11 protein-coding genes and 2 pseudogenes are annotated in these 19374 nt (G+C 65.2%); 8 read left to right on the top strand and 5 right to left on the bottom strand.

Going from position 1 to position 19374, the window contains the following annotated elements; genetic code table 11:
* Positions 1–5: 5 nt before the first annotated feature.
* The 3 genes from MPSD_RS02380 to MPSD_RS02370 all read right to left on the bottom strand — a co-directional run bounded on the left by MPSD_RS02380 (position 6) and on the right by MPSD_RS02370 (position 2753).
* On the bottom strand, positions 6–1094 hold the full coding sequence (locus MPSD_RS02380) for a Re/Si-specific NAD(P)(+) transhydrogenase subunit alpha (RefSeq protein WP_015354153.1): 1089 nt from the start codon (positions 1092–1094) through the stop codon (positions 6–8).
* A 244-nt stretch (positions 1095–1338) separates the two neighbouring features.
* Positions 1339–1800, bottom strand: a complete 462-nt coding sequence (locus tag MPSD_RS02375) for a nuclear transport factor 2 family protein (protein ID WP_020785114.1) — start codon at positions 1798–1800, stop codon at positions 1339–1341.
* A 74-nt stretch (positions 1801–1874) separates the two neighbouring features.
* The gene (locus MPSD_RS02370; RefSeq protein WP_036425928.1) at positions 1875–2753 is read right to left on the bottom strand and encodes a hypothetical protein; all 879 of its coding nucleotides are present in this window, start codon (positions 2751–2753) and stop codon (positions 1875–1877) included.
* A 154-nt stretch (positions 2754–2907) separates the two neighbouring features.
* On the opposite strand from MPSD_RS02370, the gene MPSD_RS02365 reads away from it, so the two are divergent.
* The 6 genes and pseudogenes from MPSD_RS02365 (at position 2908) to MPSD_RS02340 (ending at position 12575) form a co-directional block, all read left to right on the top strand.
* Entirely contained in the window at positions 2908–4128 is a 1221-nt protein-coding gene (locus MPSD_RS02365; RefSeq protein WP_161628252.1) for an acyl-CoA dehydrogenase family protein, read from the top strand.
* Positions 4121–4951 (top strand): tyrosine-protein phosphatase, encoded by an 831-nt coding sequence (locus MPSD_RS02360; RefSeq protein ID WP_086085756.1) that lies wholly within the window; start codon positions 4121–4123, stop codon positions 4949–4951. The genes MPSD_RS02365 and MPSD_RS02360 overlap by 8 nt, the downstream gene beginning before the upstream one ends.
* 124 nt (positions 4952–5075) lie before the next feature.
* Positions 5076–6729, top strand: a pseudogene (locus MPSD_RS02355) (PE family protein).
* Positions 6730–6828: 99 nt separating this feature from the next.
* Positions 6829–8577, top strand: a complete 1749-nt coding sequence (locus tag MPSD_RS02350; protein ID WP_086085755.1) for a PE family protein — start codon at positions 6829–6831, stop codon at positions 8575–8577.
* Positions 8578–8746: 169 nt separating this feature from the next.
* Entirely contained in the window at positions 8747–10399 is a 1653-nt protein-coding gene (locus MPSD_RS02345) for a PE family protein (RefSeq protein ID WP_020785120.1), read from the top strand.
* A 407-nt stretch (positions 10400–10806) separates the two neighbouring features.
* A pseudogene (locus MPSD_RS02340) lies at positions 10807–12575 on the top strand (PE-PPE domain-containing protein).
* A 320-nt stretch (positions 12576–12895) separates the two neighbouring features.
* On the opposite strand, the gene MPSD_RS02335 reads toward MPSD_RS02340, so the two are convergent.
* Together MPSD_RS02335 and MPSD_RS27960 are read right to left on the bottom strand one after the other, a co-directional pair.
* A complete protein-coding gene (locus MPSD_RS02335) occupies positions 12896–14098 on the bottom strand; it encodes an ISAs1-like element IS2404/ISMul1 family transposase (protein WP_420811856.1) in 1203 nt (400 codons plus the stop codon).
* Between the two features lie 261 nt (positions 14099–14359).
* The gene (locus MPSD_RS27960) at positions 14360–14557 is read right to left on the bottom strand and encodes a hypothetical protein (protein WP_167470889.1); all 198 of its coding nucleotides are present in this window, start codon (positions 14555–14557) and stop codon (positions 14360–14362) included.
* A 123-nt stretch (positions 14558–14680) separates the two neighbouring features.
* Here MPSD_RS27960 and MPSD_RS02325 point away from each other — a divergent pair, with 123 nt between their 5' ends.
* Positions 14681–15379, top strand: coding sequence for an acyl-CoA dehydrogenase family protein (locus tag MPSD_RS02325; RefSeq protein WP_020785124.1), 699 nt, complete (start codon positions 14681–14683; stop codon positions 15377–15379).
* Positions 15376–19347: a non-ribosomal peptide synthetase gene (locus tag MPSD_RS02320; RefSeq protein WP_119571695.1), complete on the top strand. Its 3972-nt coding sequence runs from the start codon at positions 15376–15378 to the stop codon at positions 19345–19347. The genes MPSD_RS02325 and MPSD_RS02320 overlap by 4 nt, the downstream gene beginning before the upstream one ends.
* Positions 19348–19374: the final 27 nt, after the last annotated feature.

Genomic DNA, 19374 nt, shown 5'->3' with positions numbered 1-19374 from the left:
TCCTCTCAGTCGTCGCCGCGGGTCACGCAGGAGTCCGCGATGACTTCGTCGTCGAAGTCCGGGGCCAGTTTGCCGTCGGTGAGCAACAGATCCAGCAGCGCGGTGATGTTCTTGCTGTAGAGCTCACTGGCGTGCTCGGGCATCGTCGCCGGCAGATTGAGCGGCGAGGCGATCGTGACATCGTGCTTGACCACGACCCGCCCAGGCTCGGTGAGTTCGCAGTTGCCTCCGGTCTCGCCGGCCAGGTCCACCACCACGCTGCCGGGCTTCATCGCCTCGACGGCGGCGGCGGTCACCAACCGCGGCGCGGGGCGGCCGGGAACCAGCGCCGTGGTGATCACCACGTCGAAACCGCTGATCGCCGCCTCCAGCGCCTTCTGCTGCTGGGCACGTTCCTCGTCGGTGAGTTCGCGGGCGTACCCGCCCTCACCGGCGGCATCGATACCGATGTTGAGCCACTGCGCACCCACCGAGCGCACCTGGTCTGCCACCTCGGGACGCACGTCGTACCCGGTGGTCCGGGCGCCCAGCCGCTTGGCCGTGGCCAGCGCCTGCAGACCGGCCACCCCGACGCCGAGCACCAAGACGGTGGCCGGCTTCACCGTGCCCGCCGCGGTGGTCAGCATCGGGAAGAACCGAGTCGATTCCGAAGCCGCCAGCAGCACGGCCTTGTAGCCGGCCACGTTGGCCTGCGATGACAACGCGTCCATCACCTGGGCACGCGAGATACGCGGGATGGCTTCCAGCGCAAAGGCCTGGACACCGGCTTGCTTCAACGCACCGATTGAGTTGTCGGCATTGCGGGGGGCCAGAAAGCCGATCAGGGTCTGCCCGCTGCGCAGCTTGCCGACCTCGTCGGCGCTCGGCGGTGCGACCTTGACGACTACGTCGGCGGCCCACGCATCACCGATGGTGGCGCCGGCTTCGGTGTAGAGATCGTCGGGCAGCAGCGCTCGCTCACCGGCGCCGGATTCCACCACCACGGCCACCCCGCTGTTCACCAGCGAGCCGACCGCCTTGGGTACCAGCGCGACGCGGCGCTCGTCGGGCGTGGACTCGACCACCACGCCCACCGTCGTCTGCGGATCTGTCATGGCGCGTCTACTTTCCTCTAAACTCTCCGGCGCGATTCATCTGCCGTTTTGCTCGGCTGCGCGCTTGGCTATCTTAACGTGTGCCAGCCGAAACACCGATTTGCGCTGTCCACGGGGAGCTGATCGCGAAGCATCAACTCAACGCTTGATGGTGCGCCGTTCACCCGGCCTCCGGTACCGGTCCAGGTGTTGTGGCGCCACAAGATGGCGTTGTATTTTCCGCCGCGTCACACCGGCTGGCCGCTCACCACATCGGGATCTCTTGGCCGTGTTCAGCGGCCGGTCGCGGGCCGAAGAAGCGTCGCTGCGGTTCGGTGATCGCCACATCGTTGATGCTCGCCTCGCGGCGGGCCATCAGTCCCGAGGGGGTGAATTCCCACAGTTCGTTTCCGTAACTGCGGTACCACTGACCCGTGGCATCACGCGACTCGTACTGGAACCGCACCGCAATGCGGTCCTCACCGAAGCTCCACAGGCTCTTTCGCAGCGAGTAGTCGAGTTCGCGCTGCCACTTGCGGGTCAAGAAGGCGACGATCTGTTCCCTGCCGACGACGTACTCGTCGCGATTTCGCCACCGCGAGTCCACTGTGTAGGCCAGGCTGACCCGCTGCGGGTCGCGGGTATTCCACGCGTCCTCGGCGGCCTGGACCTTCTGGGTAGCGGTTTCGAAGGTGAACGGCGGAAATGGGGGCCGGCTCTCAGTCATGGGGTTCATCGTGCGCCTCGACCGACGCGACACTGAAGCGGTTGCGCGGACACGCCGCAGCAAGTCGCAACCCCTTATGTCTCGCGATGGCCCCGCAGGGCCAGGGCTTGGCGGACCCGACGGACGACGTCTTCGGGTGCGTCCCCGGCGATCACCCGGATGACGATCCAGCCCAACTCGTCGAGCTTGCGCAGCCGCCACTGGTCGCGGGCATATTGCCGGCGGTCGAAGCGATGCTGGTCACCGTCATACTCGGCAGCCACTTGGTATTTCTGCCAGCCCATGTCGAGCACCGCGACCAGACGCCAGTTCTGGTGCACCGGTATTTGGGTGACGGGAACGGGCAGGCCCGCATCGATCAAGACCATCCGCAGCCAGGTTTCCCGGGGCGAGGCGGCGCCCGCGTCGACCAGCGGAAGCGTGGCGCGCAGCCGCCGCAGCCCGCGCGCTCCCGAGTACCGCTTGGCGAGCAGCAGCACATCCTCGCCGGAGAACGCCGTCGCCCGCATCAACGCGTCCAGCCGCGCCACCGACTCGCCGCCGGGTAGCTGCCGCCCCAGGTCAAAGGCCGTCCGCGCCAGCGTGGTCACCGCCAGCCCGGCAACACGCGTCACCTCGTCGGGCTCGATTCGCTGATTGCGCGTGATCACCCCGGCCGGGGGATGGGGGTTTCGCCAGATCAACTCGACCGGCTCGTCGTCGCCGATCCAGTCCGAGCCATGCAACCCGGCGGCCGCAAGCCCGCCCAGCACGCCCCGCCGGCCCGTCCATAGCCACGCCGCCTTGCAGCGCGTTCGAAACGACGGTGCGGCGTGGGCGGGCAGGTAGACGTCGGGGTAGATGGCGCGGAATTCGGTTCGCAGCCGATACGGGCTCAGCCTCCCCCGCCGCACCGCCTCGCTGCCCACGAACACGTCTTCGCTCCTGGCGGCCCTGGCCTCCCTGGCGTCCATGACCAGACCCTGGCAGGACCCGCCGACAGCCCCGCCCAGACTTAAGCCATTGCGATACCCAACGGCGTGTCTTGGCAGGCGTTTAAGTGTCGCGTTGACGACCTCAGATTCGGCGCCGTGACACGTGTCCTATCGTGGCGGAATGGACTTCGCGATGTCGGCCAAGGCCATCGATTACCACCAGCGGTTGTCCGACTTCATGACGGAATACGTATTTCCGGCCGAGGCGGATTACGACAAGTACCGCGAAGACGCCGGTCCGAACGATCACACCGTCCCGCCCGTCGTCGAGGAACTCAAGGCCAACGCCAAGGCGCGCGGCCTGTGGAACCTGTTTCTCCCGGCCGAGTCCGGCCTGACCAACCTGGAATACGCGCCGCTGGCCGAGTTGACCGGGTGGAGTCTCGAGATTGCGCCAGAGGCACTCAATTGCGCGGCGCCGGACACCGGAAACATGGAGATCCTGCACATGTTCGGCACCGACGAGCAGCGCCAGCAGTGGCTGGACCCGTTGTTGCACGGCGAGATTCGCAGCGCCTTCTCCATGACCGAGCCGGCGGTGGCCAGCAGTGATGCCCGCAACATCGAGACCACCATCTCGCGTGACGGCGCCGACTACATCATCAACGGCCGCAAGTGGTGGACGTCGGGTGCCGCCGATCCCCGCTGCAAGATCCTCATCATGATGGGCCGCACCAACCCCGATGCGGCCGCCCATCAGCAACAGTCGATGATCCTGGTCCCGATGGATACCCCGGGGGTGACGATCGCCCGGTCGACGCCGGTGTTCGGCTGGCAGGATCAGCACGGCCACTGCGAGGTGGTCTACGACAACGTCCGGGTGCCGGCCACCAATTTGCTCGGCGAAGAGGGAACCGGGTTCGCGATCGCGCAGGCGCGCCTGGGACCAGGGCGCATCCACCACTGCATGCGAGCGCTGGGCGGGGCCGAACGCGCGTTGGCGCTCATGGTGGACCGCGCCCGCAACCGGGTGGCATTCGGTCGGCCGCTGGCCGAGCAGGGCATGGTGCAGCAGGCGATCGCCAAATCCCGCAACGAGATCGACCAGGCCAGACTGCTGTGCGAGAAGGCGGCGTGGACGATCGACCGGCACGGCAACAAGGAAGCCCGCCATCTTGTGGCGATGATCAAGGCGGTGGCCCCTCAGGTGGCCTGCGACGTCATCGACCGCGCCATCCAGGTGCACGGCGCCGCGGGCGTCAGCAACGACACCCCGCTGGCCCGGCTGTACAGCTGGCATCGCGCGATGCGAATTTTCGACGGCCCCGACGAGGTGCACATGCGATCCATCGCACGTGCCGAACTCGGACGGGAAAAATCCGCGTTCGCGGCGGCGGTCACCTCCCATGGCTGAGACCGGTCCCGAACTTCCGGGCGCCTGGAATTTTCGCGACGTTGCCGACAGCACGGCGGCGCTTCGCCCGGGACGGCTGTTCCGGTCCAGCGAGCTGAGCGGTCTTGACGATCAGGGCCGTGCCGCCCTACGCCGATTCAAGATCACCGACGTCGCCGACCTGCGCTCGTCGCGCGAGGTCGCCCGGCGCGGGCCGGGGCAGGTGCCGGCCGGGGTCGACGTCCACCTGTTGCCGTTTCCCGATCTCGCCGACGACCAAGCCGGCACCGACGACAACGCGCCCCATGAGACGGCGTTCAAACGACTCCTGACCGACGGCGACGCGGGTGAATCCAGCGAGGCGATCGATCAGGTCGCCGCCCGCCACATGGCCGACGAATACCGGCAATTCCCGATGCGCACCGGGGCCCAGCGCGCGGTACACCGCGTGTTCACGCTGCTGGCCGCGGGGCGCCCGGTGCTCACGCACTGCTTTGCCGGCAAAGACCGCACCGGCTTTGTGGTCGCCACGGTGCTCGAAGCCGTCGGCCTGGACCGCGAGGTGATCCTGGCGGATTATCTGCGCAGCAACGACGCGGTTCCGCAGCTGCGTGACCGGATCTCGGAAATGATCCGAGAGCGCACCGACGTCGAACTGACGCCCGAGGTAGTGACCTTCACCAAGGCCCGGTTATCCGATGGCGTCCTCGGCGTCCGCCCCGAATACCTGGCCGCGGCATGGCAGACGATCGACGAGACTTTCGGCTCACTGGATGGCTATCTAGCCGACTCCGGCATCACCGAAGCCGACCGGCACCAGCTGCGCAGCGCGTTGCTCGGCTGACGCACCACGGGTCGGCGCTGATTGCTCCAAAAGCCCGAACGCGAGCGTGGAATCGCTTTACGCTCAACGGGTACCGGCATTGCGGGGTGAGTAACCGCCCCCGCTTGCCAGGAGGGACAGCGCGTTGTCGTACGTAGTTGCGCAACCGCCGGCAATAGCGGCGGCGGCTACTGAGCTGACGGGTATCGGTTCGGTCCTGAGTGAAGCCACCGCCGCTGCGGCGGGCCCCACCACCGCGATCCTGTCGGCGGCCGCCGACGAAGTGTCGACCGCCATCGCGCAACTGTTGGGCACGTTCGGCGCCGAATATCGGCGGGATCAGCACACAACTGGCCGCGTTTCACGCGCAGATCGCTCAGCGGCTGGCCACGGTTGCGAATTACTACATCAATGCCGAAGAAATCAACAACGCCGCCCTGCTAGAAGAAGCGACCGCTGGACTTTATTCGCCGAATTCGCCGCCGACTGTGCCGGCCGTGTTCAACGACTACGTCGCGATCGCCATGGGCGGAACCGGAACACCAATTCCTTCGACCAGTTACCTCGACGCCGTCAACACGCTCTACATTCAGCACATTGCGCCCGGCGCGATCGCCAAAGCGCTGTTCACCCCCGAACAGCTGTACCCGATCACCGGCGTCAAGAGCCTGCCCTTCCAGACCTCGGCACAAGAGGGCCTGAAAATCCTCGACATCTCGATCTGGAACGAAATCAATGCCGGAAACCATGTGACGGTTTTCGGCTATTCCCAAAGCCCGGTCATCGCCTCGCTGGAAATGCAGCATTTCATCTCCCTGGGCCCGAATGCCCCCGACCCCAGCCAGATCAATTTCATCCTGACCGGCAACGAGATGAATCCGAACGGGGGCATCTTGGCGCGTATCCCCGGTCTCAATGTCGCGAGCCTGGGTCTGCCGTTCTACGGGGCGACGCCGGACAATCCCTACTACACGACGACCTACACCCTCGAGTACGACGGCTTCGCCGACTTCCCGCGCTACCCGCTCAACGTCCTGTCCGACGTCAATGCCGTGTTCGGCATTCTCACGGTGCACCGAACCTACCCGGACCTCACTCCCGAACAGATCGCCTCGGCCACGCTGCTGCCGACCGAAGGTCCGACGACGGGCACCTATTACATGATCCGCACCGAGAATCTGCCGCTACTGGACCCGGTGCGCGCGATCCCCGTGATCGGAGAGCCGCTGGCCGCCCTGGTCCAGCCGGACTTGAAGGTGCTGGTCAACCTCGGCTACGGCGACCCGAACTACGGCTACTCAACGAGCCCGGCAAACGTTCCCACCCCATTCGGCCTGTTCCCGGACGTCTCCCTGCAGGTTGTCGCCGATGCGCTGGTCGCCGGAACACACCAGGGCATCAACGACTTTGGCGCCGCCCTGCCGACCGCTTTGAGCACCACACCCCAGATCGCTCCGCTGGAATTCCCGCCGTACGTGCAGTCGGTGCTGCCGCCCGCGCCGCCGCCGATGCCGGCCACGCCGATCAACATCGCCAACACGCTTGCCTCTGTCGTCTCGACCGGCTACTCGGTTCTGCTGCCGACCGCGGACATCGGTCTGGGATTCGTCACCAGCCTGCCCGCCTACAACCTCACCCTGTTCCTGAGCCAGCTGGCGCAGGGTGATCTCCGGGCCGCGATCGAACTGCCGCTGGCCGCCACGTTCGGGCTGGGCGCGCTGGGCGGCATGATCGAGTTCATCGCGGTGATGGAAGCCGCGGCCGAGATCGCCCAGGATCTGCAGAGTCTGTATCTCTAGTGGCCGCTCGGCGCCAAACGCCCGACAGACCGGCGAGACGGACTTAGGCTAGCTGGGCCACCCTTGCCAACCCTGGTTGTTGGGAGGACGAACGAACCCATGACGTACGTGTTCGTTGAACCAGAGACCATCACCACGATGGCCGCGGATCTCGAGGGCATCGGTTCGACGATCGACGCCGCCAGCGCCGCGGCCGCCGGCCCGACGTCAAGGCTGGTGTCCGCTGCCGCCGACGAAGTTTCGACGGCCATTGCCGGCCTCTTCGGCGGTTACGGCCAGCAGTACCAGGCCGTCGTCGCCCACGCCGCCGCGTTTCATCAGCAGTTCACGCAGACCGTGGCGGCCGCCGGGCTGGCCTATGCCCAGACCGAGGCTTCGTCGGTCGCCGCAATCTCCAACGCATTAGAAGCGTTTGGGACACAAGCCCATTCGCTGCTGGGAGGTGGCAATGCCGCGGCATCGGCCACGCCGTCCGCCTCGATCACCACCACCCCACTGACGGGACCCACGGTTTCGTTGGTCATGGGCGGCAGCGGGAACCCGTTGCCCGGGCCCGACTACTTGGCGGACTTCTTCAACTACATCACCCCGCAATTCGGTGTCACCACAAGTCAGGCACTGTTCACTCCCGAGCAGCTCTACCCGCTCACCGGCGAGAAGAGTCTGCCGCTGGCCATATCGGTGAGCCAGGGCGTCCAGATACTGCACAACGCGATCCTGGGTCAGATCGCCGAAGGCAACAGCGTCGTCGGCGGCGGCTATTCACAAAGCGCGATCATCGCTTCTCTGGAGATGCAAAATCTCGCGGCCATGCCGCCCGGCACCGCTCCGACCGCCGACCAACTCGGCTTCTTACTGCTGGCCAACCCGATGAACCCCAACGGCGGCCTGCTATCGCGCTTCGCCGGGCTGGCCCTGCCCAGTCTGGGCGTGGACTTCTACGGCTCCACCCCCGCCGACACGATCTATCCGACCTCGATCTACACCCACGAATACGACGGGTTCGCCGACTTCCCGCGCTACCCGCTCAACATCGTGTCGGATCTCAACGCCATTGCGGGCATAGCGTTCGTGCACACCGATACCCCGACGATCAATCCCGAGACCCTTCCGCCCGGCGACCTGATCAAATTGGACACGTCTGCCGATTACACCGGTAACACCTCGTATTACCTGATCCATACCGAGCGACTGCCACTGTTGGAACCGCTGCGGTTCATCCCGGTAGTCGGAAATCCGTTGGCAGATCTACTGCAACCGGATCTGACGACGATCGTCAATCTCGGCTACGGAGATCCCCGGTACGGCTACTCGACCGCGCCGGCCAACATCGAGACACCGTTCGGCCTGTTCCCGGAGGTCGACCCGAAGGTGGTCGCCCAACAGCTGGTCATCGGTACTCAGCAGGGATTCCACAGTGCCGCACACGATTTGGTCGCACCGCAGCCATCACCACCCACCCCGCGCCTGTTCCTGGACATCCCCAATCCGCTGGCGTCGATCGCGTTGCCACCGCCGCCCAGCTTGGTGGCACCGATGTCAATCGACGGCTTCATCAACGCCCTGCAGACGGCAAACACAACTGTCACCAACGCTTTCACCGACGTCCTGGCAACCAGCTACGCGAAGCTGCTGCCTACCGCTGACATCATCAATGCCGGCCTCACCACGGTTCCGTCCTACAACGTCAATCTATTTCTGGATGGGATCGAGCAGGCGGTCGATGGCGATCCCATCGGACTGATCAACGCCATCGGGTATCCGATCGCGGCCGACACGGCGTTGCTCGGACTGGCGGGCGGCCTTGAAGCCCTGGTGCTCTTGGGCGCCATTGTCACCGACTTCTAGCCGCCTACCAGCGGTAAAGCCCGGGGGCGAGACTCCTCCCGAAAATGCGACGCCGGGGTTCTCGCTCCCGCTAGGCTACTGAAACCGCCCCGCCGCCATTGCGAATTGCCGGCAATTCGCAAGGCAGCAACAGGCCAGAAAGCTTGGGTCGTCGGGAAGGACGAGACCAATGTCGTATCTGCTCGCTGAGCCGGAATTGCTGGCCTCGGTCGCCACCGAGATCGACGGGATTGGATCGGCGATCAGCACCGCCGGCACGGCCGCGGCCGGCCCGACCTCGAGTCTGCTGGCGGCCGCCGGCGACGAGGTATCGGGGGCTATCGCCAACCTGTTCAGCGTTTATGGCCGGGAGTGCCAGGCCGTCCTCGCACAGGTCGAGGCGTTTCGCAGCGAATTCGCCCAGACATTGGCCGCCGCGGGGGTCGCCTACGCGCAGACCGAGGCCGCCAGCCTCGCCGCCCTGCGCGACGCGCTGGGAATACCCAGCGCCGCGCCGGCCGTATCGAGCGCGAGCACAATTCCGCCATTCACGGCAAACCTCACCTCATTGTTCTTGGGGCCCACCGGAGTTCCGATTCCCGACGAATCGTATGTGCAAGCCGCCAACAATCTTTTCGTCCGCTCATCCGATATTTTGCGCCCGCTGTATACACCGGAAGAGCTTTATCCACTCACCGGCGTGAAGAGCTTGACCCTCAACGCCTCGGTGGAGGAGGGCCTGACCATTCTCGACAACGCGATCATGGCGCAGCTCAGCATCCCCGGAAACAGCGTCACCGTGTTCGGCTATTCGCAAAGCGCGATAATCGCATCGCTGGAGATGCAAAAACTCGCCGCCCTGGGGCCAAGCGCACCGACCGCATCCCAACTCAACTTTGTGCTCGTCGGCAACGAGATGAACCCGAACGGCGGAATGCTGGCCCGCTTCCCGGATCTATCCCTGCCGAGCCTCGGTTTGACGTTCTATGGCGCCACACCTTCCGATACGATTTACCCAACCGCGATTTACACCCTCGAATACGACGGATTCGCCGACTTCCCACGCTATCCACTGAATTTCATCGCCGACCTCAATGCGGTGATGGGCATCCCCTTCGTACACGTCAAATATCTGGACCTCACCGCGGCACAGGTCGACAGCGCGATCGAATTGCCGACGTCGCCGGGCTACTCGGGCGTCACCAGCTATTACGTGATCCCGACGGAGAATCTGCCGCTGCTAGAACCGCTTCGAGCGATTCCGGTGATCGGCAACCCGCTGGCAAACCTGATCCAGCCGGACTTGAAGGTCATCGTCAATCTGGGCTACGGCGACCCGAACTACGGCTACTCGACCAGCTACGCCGATGTGCGCACGCCGTTCGGCTTGTTCCCCGACGTCAGCCCGAGCACCATCGTGGACGCCCTGGCCGCGGGAACCCAGGAAGGCATCCAAGATTTCACCGCCGACCTGCAAGCCATGTTCGGACAACCGATTCCGACCCCCGACATCGTGCCGCCAACCCCGGCCGACATCCTGGGCAAGTTGTCAGAGCTGCCGTCACCGGCACAGGTGGTGAATACTTTGACCGCGGTGGTCGCAAACGACTACGCGGTGCTGCTACCCACCGCCGACATCGGGCTTGCCGTTGTCACCACGTTGCCCTTATACAGCACCCAACTTTTCTTCGACCAACTCCTGCAAGGCAACCTCATCGATGCGTTCGGGTACCCGATCGCAGCCACGGTGGGGTTGCTCACGATCGGCGGGGCGGTCGAATTCCTCACCATCGCCGCGGCAGCGCAGACGACTGTGCAAGACATCGGCTCCCTCATCCCCTGAGGCCGGCCACCGGCCCACCGGCACGCACCTCCATGACTTCGCCGGCCATTGTTTCCGCCCCATCTCACAGGTATGACGTCCCGGTTAACGCAAAACCCGGACGCGGGCCCCGGTAGCGCCATAATCTGTCCCTGGCCGCTTCGGCCGAGGTGCGAGTCGCGGCGCGGCCGGAAAAGAGGTCCGCTCGCCGGGTAGGACAACCGCCAGGTAGCTACTCGACAAGCCGCAGCCCATCGGCACCCCAGTTCGGGCCGGCCCAACACATCTGACGCACAACGCGCAGCAACACTCACAGGGAAACACACGATGCGGTCGACCGGACAGATTTACCCCGACAACATGACGAGCTGCGCGACGACCGGCGCGGGACCAGAGCGAAACGCCCTGCATCTGAAGGGAACCAGTCAATGACGTACATGATGGCGCAGCCGCAGCTGTTGACCTCCGCGGCCGCAGATGTGGAAGGTATCCGTTGGGCGCTGACACAGGCCAATGCCGCCGCGGCCGGGCCGACGACGAGTTTCGTTGCCGCCGCCGCCGACGAGGTGTCCACGGCCGCCGCGAAGCTGTTCGGCGGGTACGCCCTGGAATACCAGTCCGTCATCGGCCACGTGACCGCATTTCATGAGGAATTCGTCCGGACATTGGCCGCCGCCGGCACCGCATACGCGGGGGCCGAAGCGGTCAATACGGCAACGATCTCTGGTGCACTGAACGCGCTGAGGACACCCATCCAGTCACTGCTCGGCGGAGGTGCGGCCTCGACGGTCGCGGCGGGAGGTGCGGCGGTGGCGCCCGCGGCACTGGCCGACCCATTCGTCGCGTTGATCATGGGCGGCAGCGGCACGCCGATTCCGCCGCCGGATTACCTGCAGGACGTCGCCCCCTACATCCCCGGCATGCCCACCCAATTGCTGCCGCTGAACACACCTGAGGGGCTGTATCCGCTCACCGCCATCAAGGATCTGCCGCTGAACACGTCGGTGGCCAACGGCGTTCAAATACTGGACAACGCGCTTTTCGGGCCCCAGGGCCTGATCACCTTGGGCAACAACGTCAACGTCTTGGGCTACTCGCAAAGCGCCGTCGTCTCTTCGCTGGAGATGCGCAATCTGCAAGCACTCGGCAGCCCGAACACCGACAATCTCGCTTTCACCCTGCTGGGTAATCCGATGGCCCCCAACGGCGGCCTGCTGTCGCGCTTCCCCGGGTTGTCGCTGCCCGCGCTGGGCCTGGACTTCTACGGAGGGACACCGTCGAACACCGGCTACGAGCTGAATCAGTACACACTGCTGTACGACGGATACGCCGATTTCCCGCAGTACCCACTCAATTTGTTGGCCGACCTCAACGCATTCGCCGGCATCCAATTCGTCCACGGCGACTACCCGGATCTGGATCCAAACAACCTTCCTGCGGGCTACAACCTGGTGCAGTTGCCGGTCTCCCCGGGCAACAACGGCCTCGGGAACTACTACATGATCACCTACCCGGGCCTGCCAATCCTGGAGCCGCTGCGGGCAATCCCGGTGATCGGCAATCCGCTGGCGGATCTGGTCGAGCCCAATCTCACCTATCTGGTCAACCTCGGTTATGGCGATCCCAATTACGGTTACTCGACCGGGTATGCCGACGTAACCACACCGTTTGGCCTGCTCCCCCGATCGACCCGGTGGGCTTCGCCGGTGCCATGGTCAACGGCACCCAACAGGGTGTGACCGCCTTCGTCAACGACATCAGCGCAATTCCGGCGACACTGCCCAGCCTTTCGCTGCCGGACTTTTCGCAGACCGGCGGTTCGCCGGTGCCGTCGACCTTGCCGGCCGTGCCGACCGTCACGAATGCCTCGATCAACGGATTCATCGACGCCCTCCAGGCGGCCAACACGAATATCGCCAACGCCATCACGAATGTGTCCGCCGACACCTATGCCGCGTTGCTTCCGACCGCCGACATCATCAACACCGTGTTGACCACTGTTCCGTCTTACAACGTCAACCTGTTCCTGGACGGAATCCAGCAGTTCGTCAACGGTGACCCCGTCGGCCTGATCAACGCCATCGGCTATCCGATCGCTGCGGATGTGGCCGTGGCGGCGCTCGCCGGCGGCTTCGAGGTCATCGTCCTGGCCGACACCGCCCAGGAGGTGGTCAGCGACATCGTCGGCGCGTTCTAAGCGATTCTCTGCCCATTGTGGGGTCTGCCGTTTGTGTCCGGTTTGTGTTGCCGTGGGCCAGGCGGAAATGGTATGCCCGAACAAAAATTTGACCGCAAGGCATTTATTCGAGCGGTGCCCGCTATCCTCGCGCGGGCGCGGATCACCCCGCGGGCCAACGCGAGCGCCTGCTCCGCCGAGTTGCTCACAACTGACTCCCGCGGCAGGCCGCCACGGCCTTGATGCCGAAGAACGTGTCCGGCGCGGGCAAGGAGATCACCGACGCGCCGGACGGGTTCAATGCGGCGTTGGTGACCCCCCCAGGGCTCCGGCGTTGTTGATTAGCAGGCTTGTGAGCTGGGGAATTGTGGATTGAGGAGGTCTAGGCGGCGGTTGGCGGTCAAAGCGGTGATCCGGCAGGCTTCGGCGATGTTGTCGGCGCCGTTGAGGCGGTGCAGATTGATCGCGGTGTTGCGTAGCGTTGCTAGGACCTGTGCGCCGTTTCCGGTATGTGCCCTTTGACGGTCTTCGTCGAAGGTGACGTCGCGTATCCAGTGCAGGCTGTTCTCGATTCCCCAGTGTTGACGCATCCAGGTCATGATCGCGGTAGGGCGGGCGTGCTCGAACGGCAGGCTGCAGATGGCATAGACCACCTCCACGCTGCGCTGGTCGGTGGCGGTGATCAAGCGTTCACGAGTGATCCGGATGATTTGTTTTGCGTAGGGGAAGCCGATTCCTCGTGCAGCGGTGATGATTTGCGGGGTGCGGGTCTCGACACGGCCGTGGCCGCGGGAGTCGTCGGTAGCGGCTGCGGGCACCTCGGCCCAGGGCAGCGCGGTGATACGCGCAAGTATTTTGGCTTGGTTGGACTTGACGATCATCAGGTAGTGCGACTTCAAGGTGGCGCAGATCAACTTCGCGGTGACGACCTGGGTATGCATCGCATCCACGGTGACCAGCCACCGCAAGCTACCCGGCAGCAGCGTGAGCAGGGCACGTACGCAGGGAATTTCATTGCTTTTCTCGGCGACAGCGAGTTGACCGAGCACCAATCGGGCACGGTGGGCGAACACCGACACGAGATGCGTGGCTGTCGCTTTGGCGCGTAAAGCACCACGCAGCATCTTGCCGTCCAACGCGATCGGCACCAATCCACTGGGGTCGCTGCTGGCCACGTGTGCAGTGAAGTAACTGCCCATCCTGGCGTTGAGGTCGGCGGGGTCTAGCCGAGACAAAACAGCGCGGAAGGTCTTCTCACTGGGCCGCCGGAACCGGACCCCTAATTGGGCCAACACATCATCGGGAGCGGTGGCCGCCCATGTGGCAAAACCAGCATAGCCGCGCATCCCCGCGGCAGTGGCCAGAACCGCGATCGCCAACAAAGCCATCAGCGAATACCTCCGACCGCGTGGGCCCCTCGGGTCTGGCACCGAGGCCAACACATCGAGAAACTCCGATCCGATGAGCTCGCTGCGCTCACCAGGACTCCAGCGGTCGAACACCTCTGGAACCGACGACACACGCAATACTGAAACGGTAGGCACGGGCAACTCCAGACCAACGACGAACAGTAACCAACTCGATCGTTCTCCAGATAGCCCGTGCCTACACTCCGGCCCCAATAGCGCGGCACCAAAGATCATCAACCCAGCTCACAAGCCTGCTAATCAACAACGCCGGAGCCCTGGTGCCCCCCCGAATTCATCAGTGCCGAGAATGCGCGAATCACGCCGTGCCGCTTTCCATTTCGCTACAGCGCACCAACACCCACCCGCGCGGGAGCATAAAGCGACGGCCTACCTGCGTCAGCGCGCCGAATCCCGCCGGCCAACGGATACCTGCGGGTATGGACGAAAGCGATGCGGCTCGTGACAGTGGGCTGAATTCATCCGGTCGGCGTCGACGGCGGCGGTGTGGCCGCGGTCGGCAACCACCGGGTGAATTGTGACGACGACATGCTGCATATCAATTGACATTCCGCAATATTCATCATCTACGCCCATATTCGGGCGCTACCTACTATTCTCGCGAGTGCCACATCGAAAGGCTCCCGCCGTCTTGCAAGTCCAGCACGCCTTGCGGCGTGTGCGGATTGGGTGCTCCACGATCTACCCGAGGGTTCTTGCATGACGGTGAGAGCGGAGACGTCCGTCTCCGACGACGGTGAAAATCCCGAAACGGGTCGCGTGGACGGTCATCAGGTCGGACCGACCGCACCGCTGGACCCGCAGCTTGCCGAGTTCACTGACAGCGTCGCGCACTTCGGGCACGTGTCATCGACGGAACCCGGCGACCGGGTGGATCTCAAGGCCCTGCTGCCGGATGTGGAACGGACCGCCGGCACCGACGTGGGCCATGCCGCCGTCTTGACCGTGCATCACGCCGCTCTGCAAGCCGTCCTTCGGCACGGACACGAGGAGCTGCGGCGGCGCTACCTGGATCAACTGCTCGCCGGCAAGACTCTTGCAGCACTGGCCATCACCGAGCCGGAGGTGTCGAGTTCGAATCCACGGATGTTGGCGAGCAAGGCGACTCGCGATGCTGACGGCTGGGTTCTCGATGCCACGAAATCGTGCATCACCGCGGCCGGTTGGGCCGGCCTGTTGGTCACCGTTGTCCCGTTCACCGTCGACGAGGGCACAGCGCTGACCGCGGTGGCGGTTGCGGCAGACAGCCCCGGGGTGACCATCGCGCCCCGCGAGGACACCATCGGACTGCGGTCGGTGCCAGTGTGTGGCATCCGCTTCGATGGCGTCCGGATCGAACCCTGGCAGATTCTCGGCGAGATCGGCGGGGGCTCGATGTCGTCGGCGAAGGATTCTTGATCGGGCGGATCTGCACCGGCGCAATCTCCGCGGGCGTGATGAAGCGTTGCGCGCAAGTCATGTATCGCTTCGCATCCCGCCGTGAGGTTGCCACCGGCCGACTCATCGCCGACCCGGTGGTAGTGCGCCGAATCGGCCGGATTACTTCGGAGATCACCGCAATCGAGGCGGTGCTGGCCGATATCGCCGCTAATCCCGCGGTGCCCCAGGATGTTTCGCTGGCACTCAAAGTGGCGTCATCGGAATTTGCCTATCGCGCCGCCGACGACGCCGTCCAAATGCTGGGCTGGCGGGGATACGTCGAGAACCATCAGGTGGCACGTCTGCTTCGCGACGCGCGCTTCCTGCGCATTGGCGAGGGCCCGTCGGAGGCCTTGCTGACCGAGTTGGGGGCACGACTGGCAGCCCGCTCCGACACCATCTATCACTGGATTGACGAGCGCACCGCCAACGCGGACCTGATCAGCAGGCTGCGCGAGGCCGTGGACGAGCTTGTCGTCGACGAGTCGGTCAATGCCTTCTATCATCTTGGCTGGCTGTGCGTCTGGGCCGTTCTCGAGGCGGTTGCCGAGCCGGGCTCTGCCGCGATGGCGTTCATCGCCGACGCCTGGCACAGCGAACGGGCGCGCGCGGGAGCCTCGGCAAGGCTCGAGGAGGCATTCGAGCAAGTCTTGCCCACCTACGCCGAGGCGGTCGGCACGCTCGATGAGAATCTGACCTCGCGGGCGGCGGTGGTCGACCACCTGCTGGCGCCGGTGGTCGACCTGGGCCAGCGCGGCGAACCCATAGTCGGCCCGGATCGACCGGGGTGGCACCACACCGTGCATGGGCTGGTCTATCGCCAGATTGACCGCACGCCAGATGCCGTCGCGCTCGAAAGCACGGGCCTGTCGATCACCTACGCCCAACTCGGCGAGCACGCCGACGCACTCGCCGGGCGACTCGCCGAACTCGGCGTGCTCAGCGGCGACGTCGTCGGCGTGTTTCTCAGCAACAGTGTTCATGTTGCGGTGGCGGCTCTGGCCGTTCAACGAGCCGCCGCCGTCCTGCTCATATTGAATCCCGCCCACCCGATCAGCCGGGTGGCCGGCATGCTCGCGGATGCCGCCGCCCGGTGCGTGATCATCGACGCCGAGACCCGCGAAATTCTTCCCTCCGACGCACCGGAATTGATCGAGGTCGACAACATCGGCGAGGTGGCGGTGCCACCGATGAGTACCGACCCAGATGCGCCGACATACGTCAATTTCACCTCCGGCTCCACCGGCCGGCCCAAGGCGGTGATGGGTGCGCACCGTGCCTTCGCAAATCAGCTGCTTTGGCGGCGCGACGAGTTCGACCTCGGCCCCGACGACGCGATTCTGCAGAGCGCTTCCCCCGGTTTTGACATCTTCTTGTGGGAACTGTTCGGACCGCTCGTCGCGGGGGCCCGGTTGGTGTTCATGGATGCGGCTCGGCGGGAGTGGAACCCGTCGACCATCGTCGAACATGTTCTGCAGTTTGAAATCACCGTGCTACAGATCGTCCCCTCGCAGTTGGACGTCCTTCTCGACGAGCCCAGACTCAGCGAGTGCCAGAGCCTTCGGTACGTCTTCTGCGGTGGCGAGCCGCTATCGCTGGCCACCGCACGCCGATTTGCCGAGATCCTCCCCCATGCCCAGCTGGTGAACCTGTACGGTCCGACCGAGACGGCGATCGACGCCCTGTACTGGCGCGCCGACATAACCGATCAGGCATCCTGGGCACCGATCGGTCGACCGATCGCCAATGCGCGGCTCTACATCGTCGACACCGAAGGCGACCTGGCCGTCGAGGGACAGCCGGGCGAATTATGGATCGGCGGCGCCGGGGTTGCGCTGGGCTACTTGGGTGCGCCGGCCCTCACAACTCAACGTTTTCGTCGCGACGTACGCGCGCCCGAGCAGGGCCTGCGGGTGTACCGCACCGGTGACCGAGTGCGCCAGCGCGCGGACGGAACCGTGGAATTCCTGGGGCGCCTCGACCGCCAGTTGAAGGTCCACGGAGTGCGGATCGAGCCAGGCGAGATCGAACGGGCGCTCTGCGGGCACCCGGGCGTCCAACATGCGGTGGTCGACGTACGTGAACGCGCCCCCGGGCAGAAGGCCCTGATCGGGTACGTCGTCGCGGGCACACCCAACAAGATCCTGGACCCGGAATCCGTGCTCGATCATGTCCGCGACAAGTTGCCCACCACAATGGTGCCGGCCGCGCTCGTGCTGCTCGATTCGCTGCCGCGTACCCCCTCGGGAAAGGTGGATCTAGCCGCACTGCCGTCCGCATCGTTCGACGATGCCGGGCCCGGCGCCGGGCCGCTGCCAGAGGACTTGATCCCGCTCGCGCGTGTGTGGGAGGAGATTCTCGGCACCCCGGTAACCAATGCCGACGCCAACTTCTTCAACATCGGCGGGCATTCTCTCGCGGCTCTGCGCGTCATCATGCGGCTTCGGGAACGCATGGGTGTCACGCTTCAGATGCGGGACTTCGTGCGCGCCGGTAGCCTCACCGCCCTGGCCGCGCTCATCGAGGAGAAACGCGGCCAGGCCGAGCCCATCGATGACGCCGCGATCACCGGACCCGTGCCGATCGACCGCACCAAACCGCTGCCGCTGTCGCCCGTGCAGGCGAATCTGTGGTACCTGCAGCAGCTCGTGCCGACCATGGCGGCATACAACATTCCCGAAGCCGTTCGTATCCGAGGCCCGGTGGACGCCAAACGGCTACGGGCGGCGTTCGCCGAGGTGGTCGCTTGCCACGAGGCGCTGCGAACGGTTTTCCCGGCGCGCGAGGGCCAACCGGTGCAGGTCATCCTGCCACCGGGGCCCGTCCAGTTGGAGCATGCCGACCTCACCGACCTACCCGCCGATCAGCGGGAGGCGGCCGGTCAAGAGCGCATCGCCAAGTTGGCCGCGCGCCCGTTCGACCTCTTCCGCGACTCCCCGGTGCGGGTACTTTTGGTCACTCTCGCCGACGACGACCACTACCTGGCCTGGGTACTACACCACATCGTTGCGGACGGCTGGTCGGCCGCGGGCCTGCTGCCCGCCGAGATGAGCAAGGCCTACGCGGCGCTGGATGCCGGCGAGCGGCTACCGAGCCTGGACGTCCAGCCCGTTGACTACGTGGAGTGGGCCGGCCGGCTACTCAGTACCGAGCGGCGCGGCGAACTCGAGGATTTTTGGCGCGACCACCTCGACGGCGCACCACCGGAGATCGAACTCCCGCGCGACTTCCCCCGCCCCGCGCTCGGCAGTTTCCGGGGCGGCCGCGTCCGGATCGCCCTGACCGAGGCCGACCGCCAAGCCGTTCGCGCCCTGGCCCGCCAGCACAGCGCGACTCCCTACAGCGTGCTCGTGGCCGCGTTCATGGTGTGGATCGCTTCCTACGGCAGGCAGCGCGACATGGTTGTCGGGGCAGTGACCGCCGGGCGCAACCACCCCAGCGTCGAGCGCACGATCGGCAATTTCGCCAACATGGTCGCGTTGCGCTGCCAGTTGGGGGACGATCCCACGTTCGAAGAGCTCGTGGTGCGTACCCGCGACGAGATTCGTACGGTGGTCGACCACGCCGCCTTGTCCTTCCCGGAAGTCGTCAACGCGGTCAAACCCGAACGCGTCGGCAGCCGCAATCCCGTCTTCCAGGCCGCCGTCACGCTCTACGACGGTGATGTCACGCCTCTCGAAGTTGAGGGCGCGCACGTGCATAACCTGCCCGTCGACCCAGGATCAGCAAAGTTTGACCTGTTGGCGTCGTTTGTTGACGAGAGCGCCACCCTCAGCGGCTTCCTCGACTACGACGCCGATCTGTTCCGGGCACGTACCGCGCAGCGGCTTGCCGCCGAGTTCACCGCCGCCCTCCGGGAGCTGGTAACGAACTCGGCGTGCACGGTGGAGGAGCACGCCGAGCGTGTCCGGCCGGCCAGGACCGGAGCCAAGAACCGGCGCCGCTGACACAGGCGCAGCGCCGGATCTGGCTGC

This window comes from Mycobacterium pseudoshottsii JCM 15466 (assembly GCF_003584745.1).
GTDB classification, from domain to species: Bacteria; Actinomycetota; Actinomycetes; order Mycobacteriales; family Mycobacteriaceae; genus Mycobacterium; species Mycobacterium marinum.
This window is presented reverse-complemented; position numbering and strand designations above follow the sequence as displayed.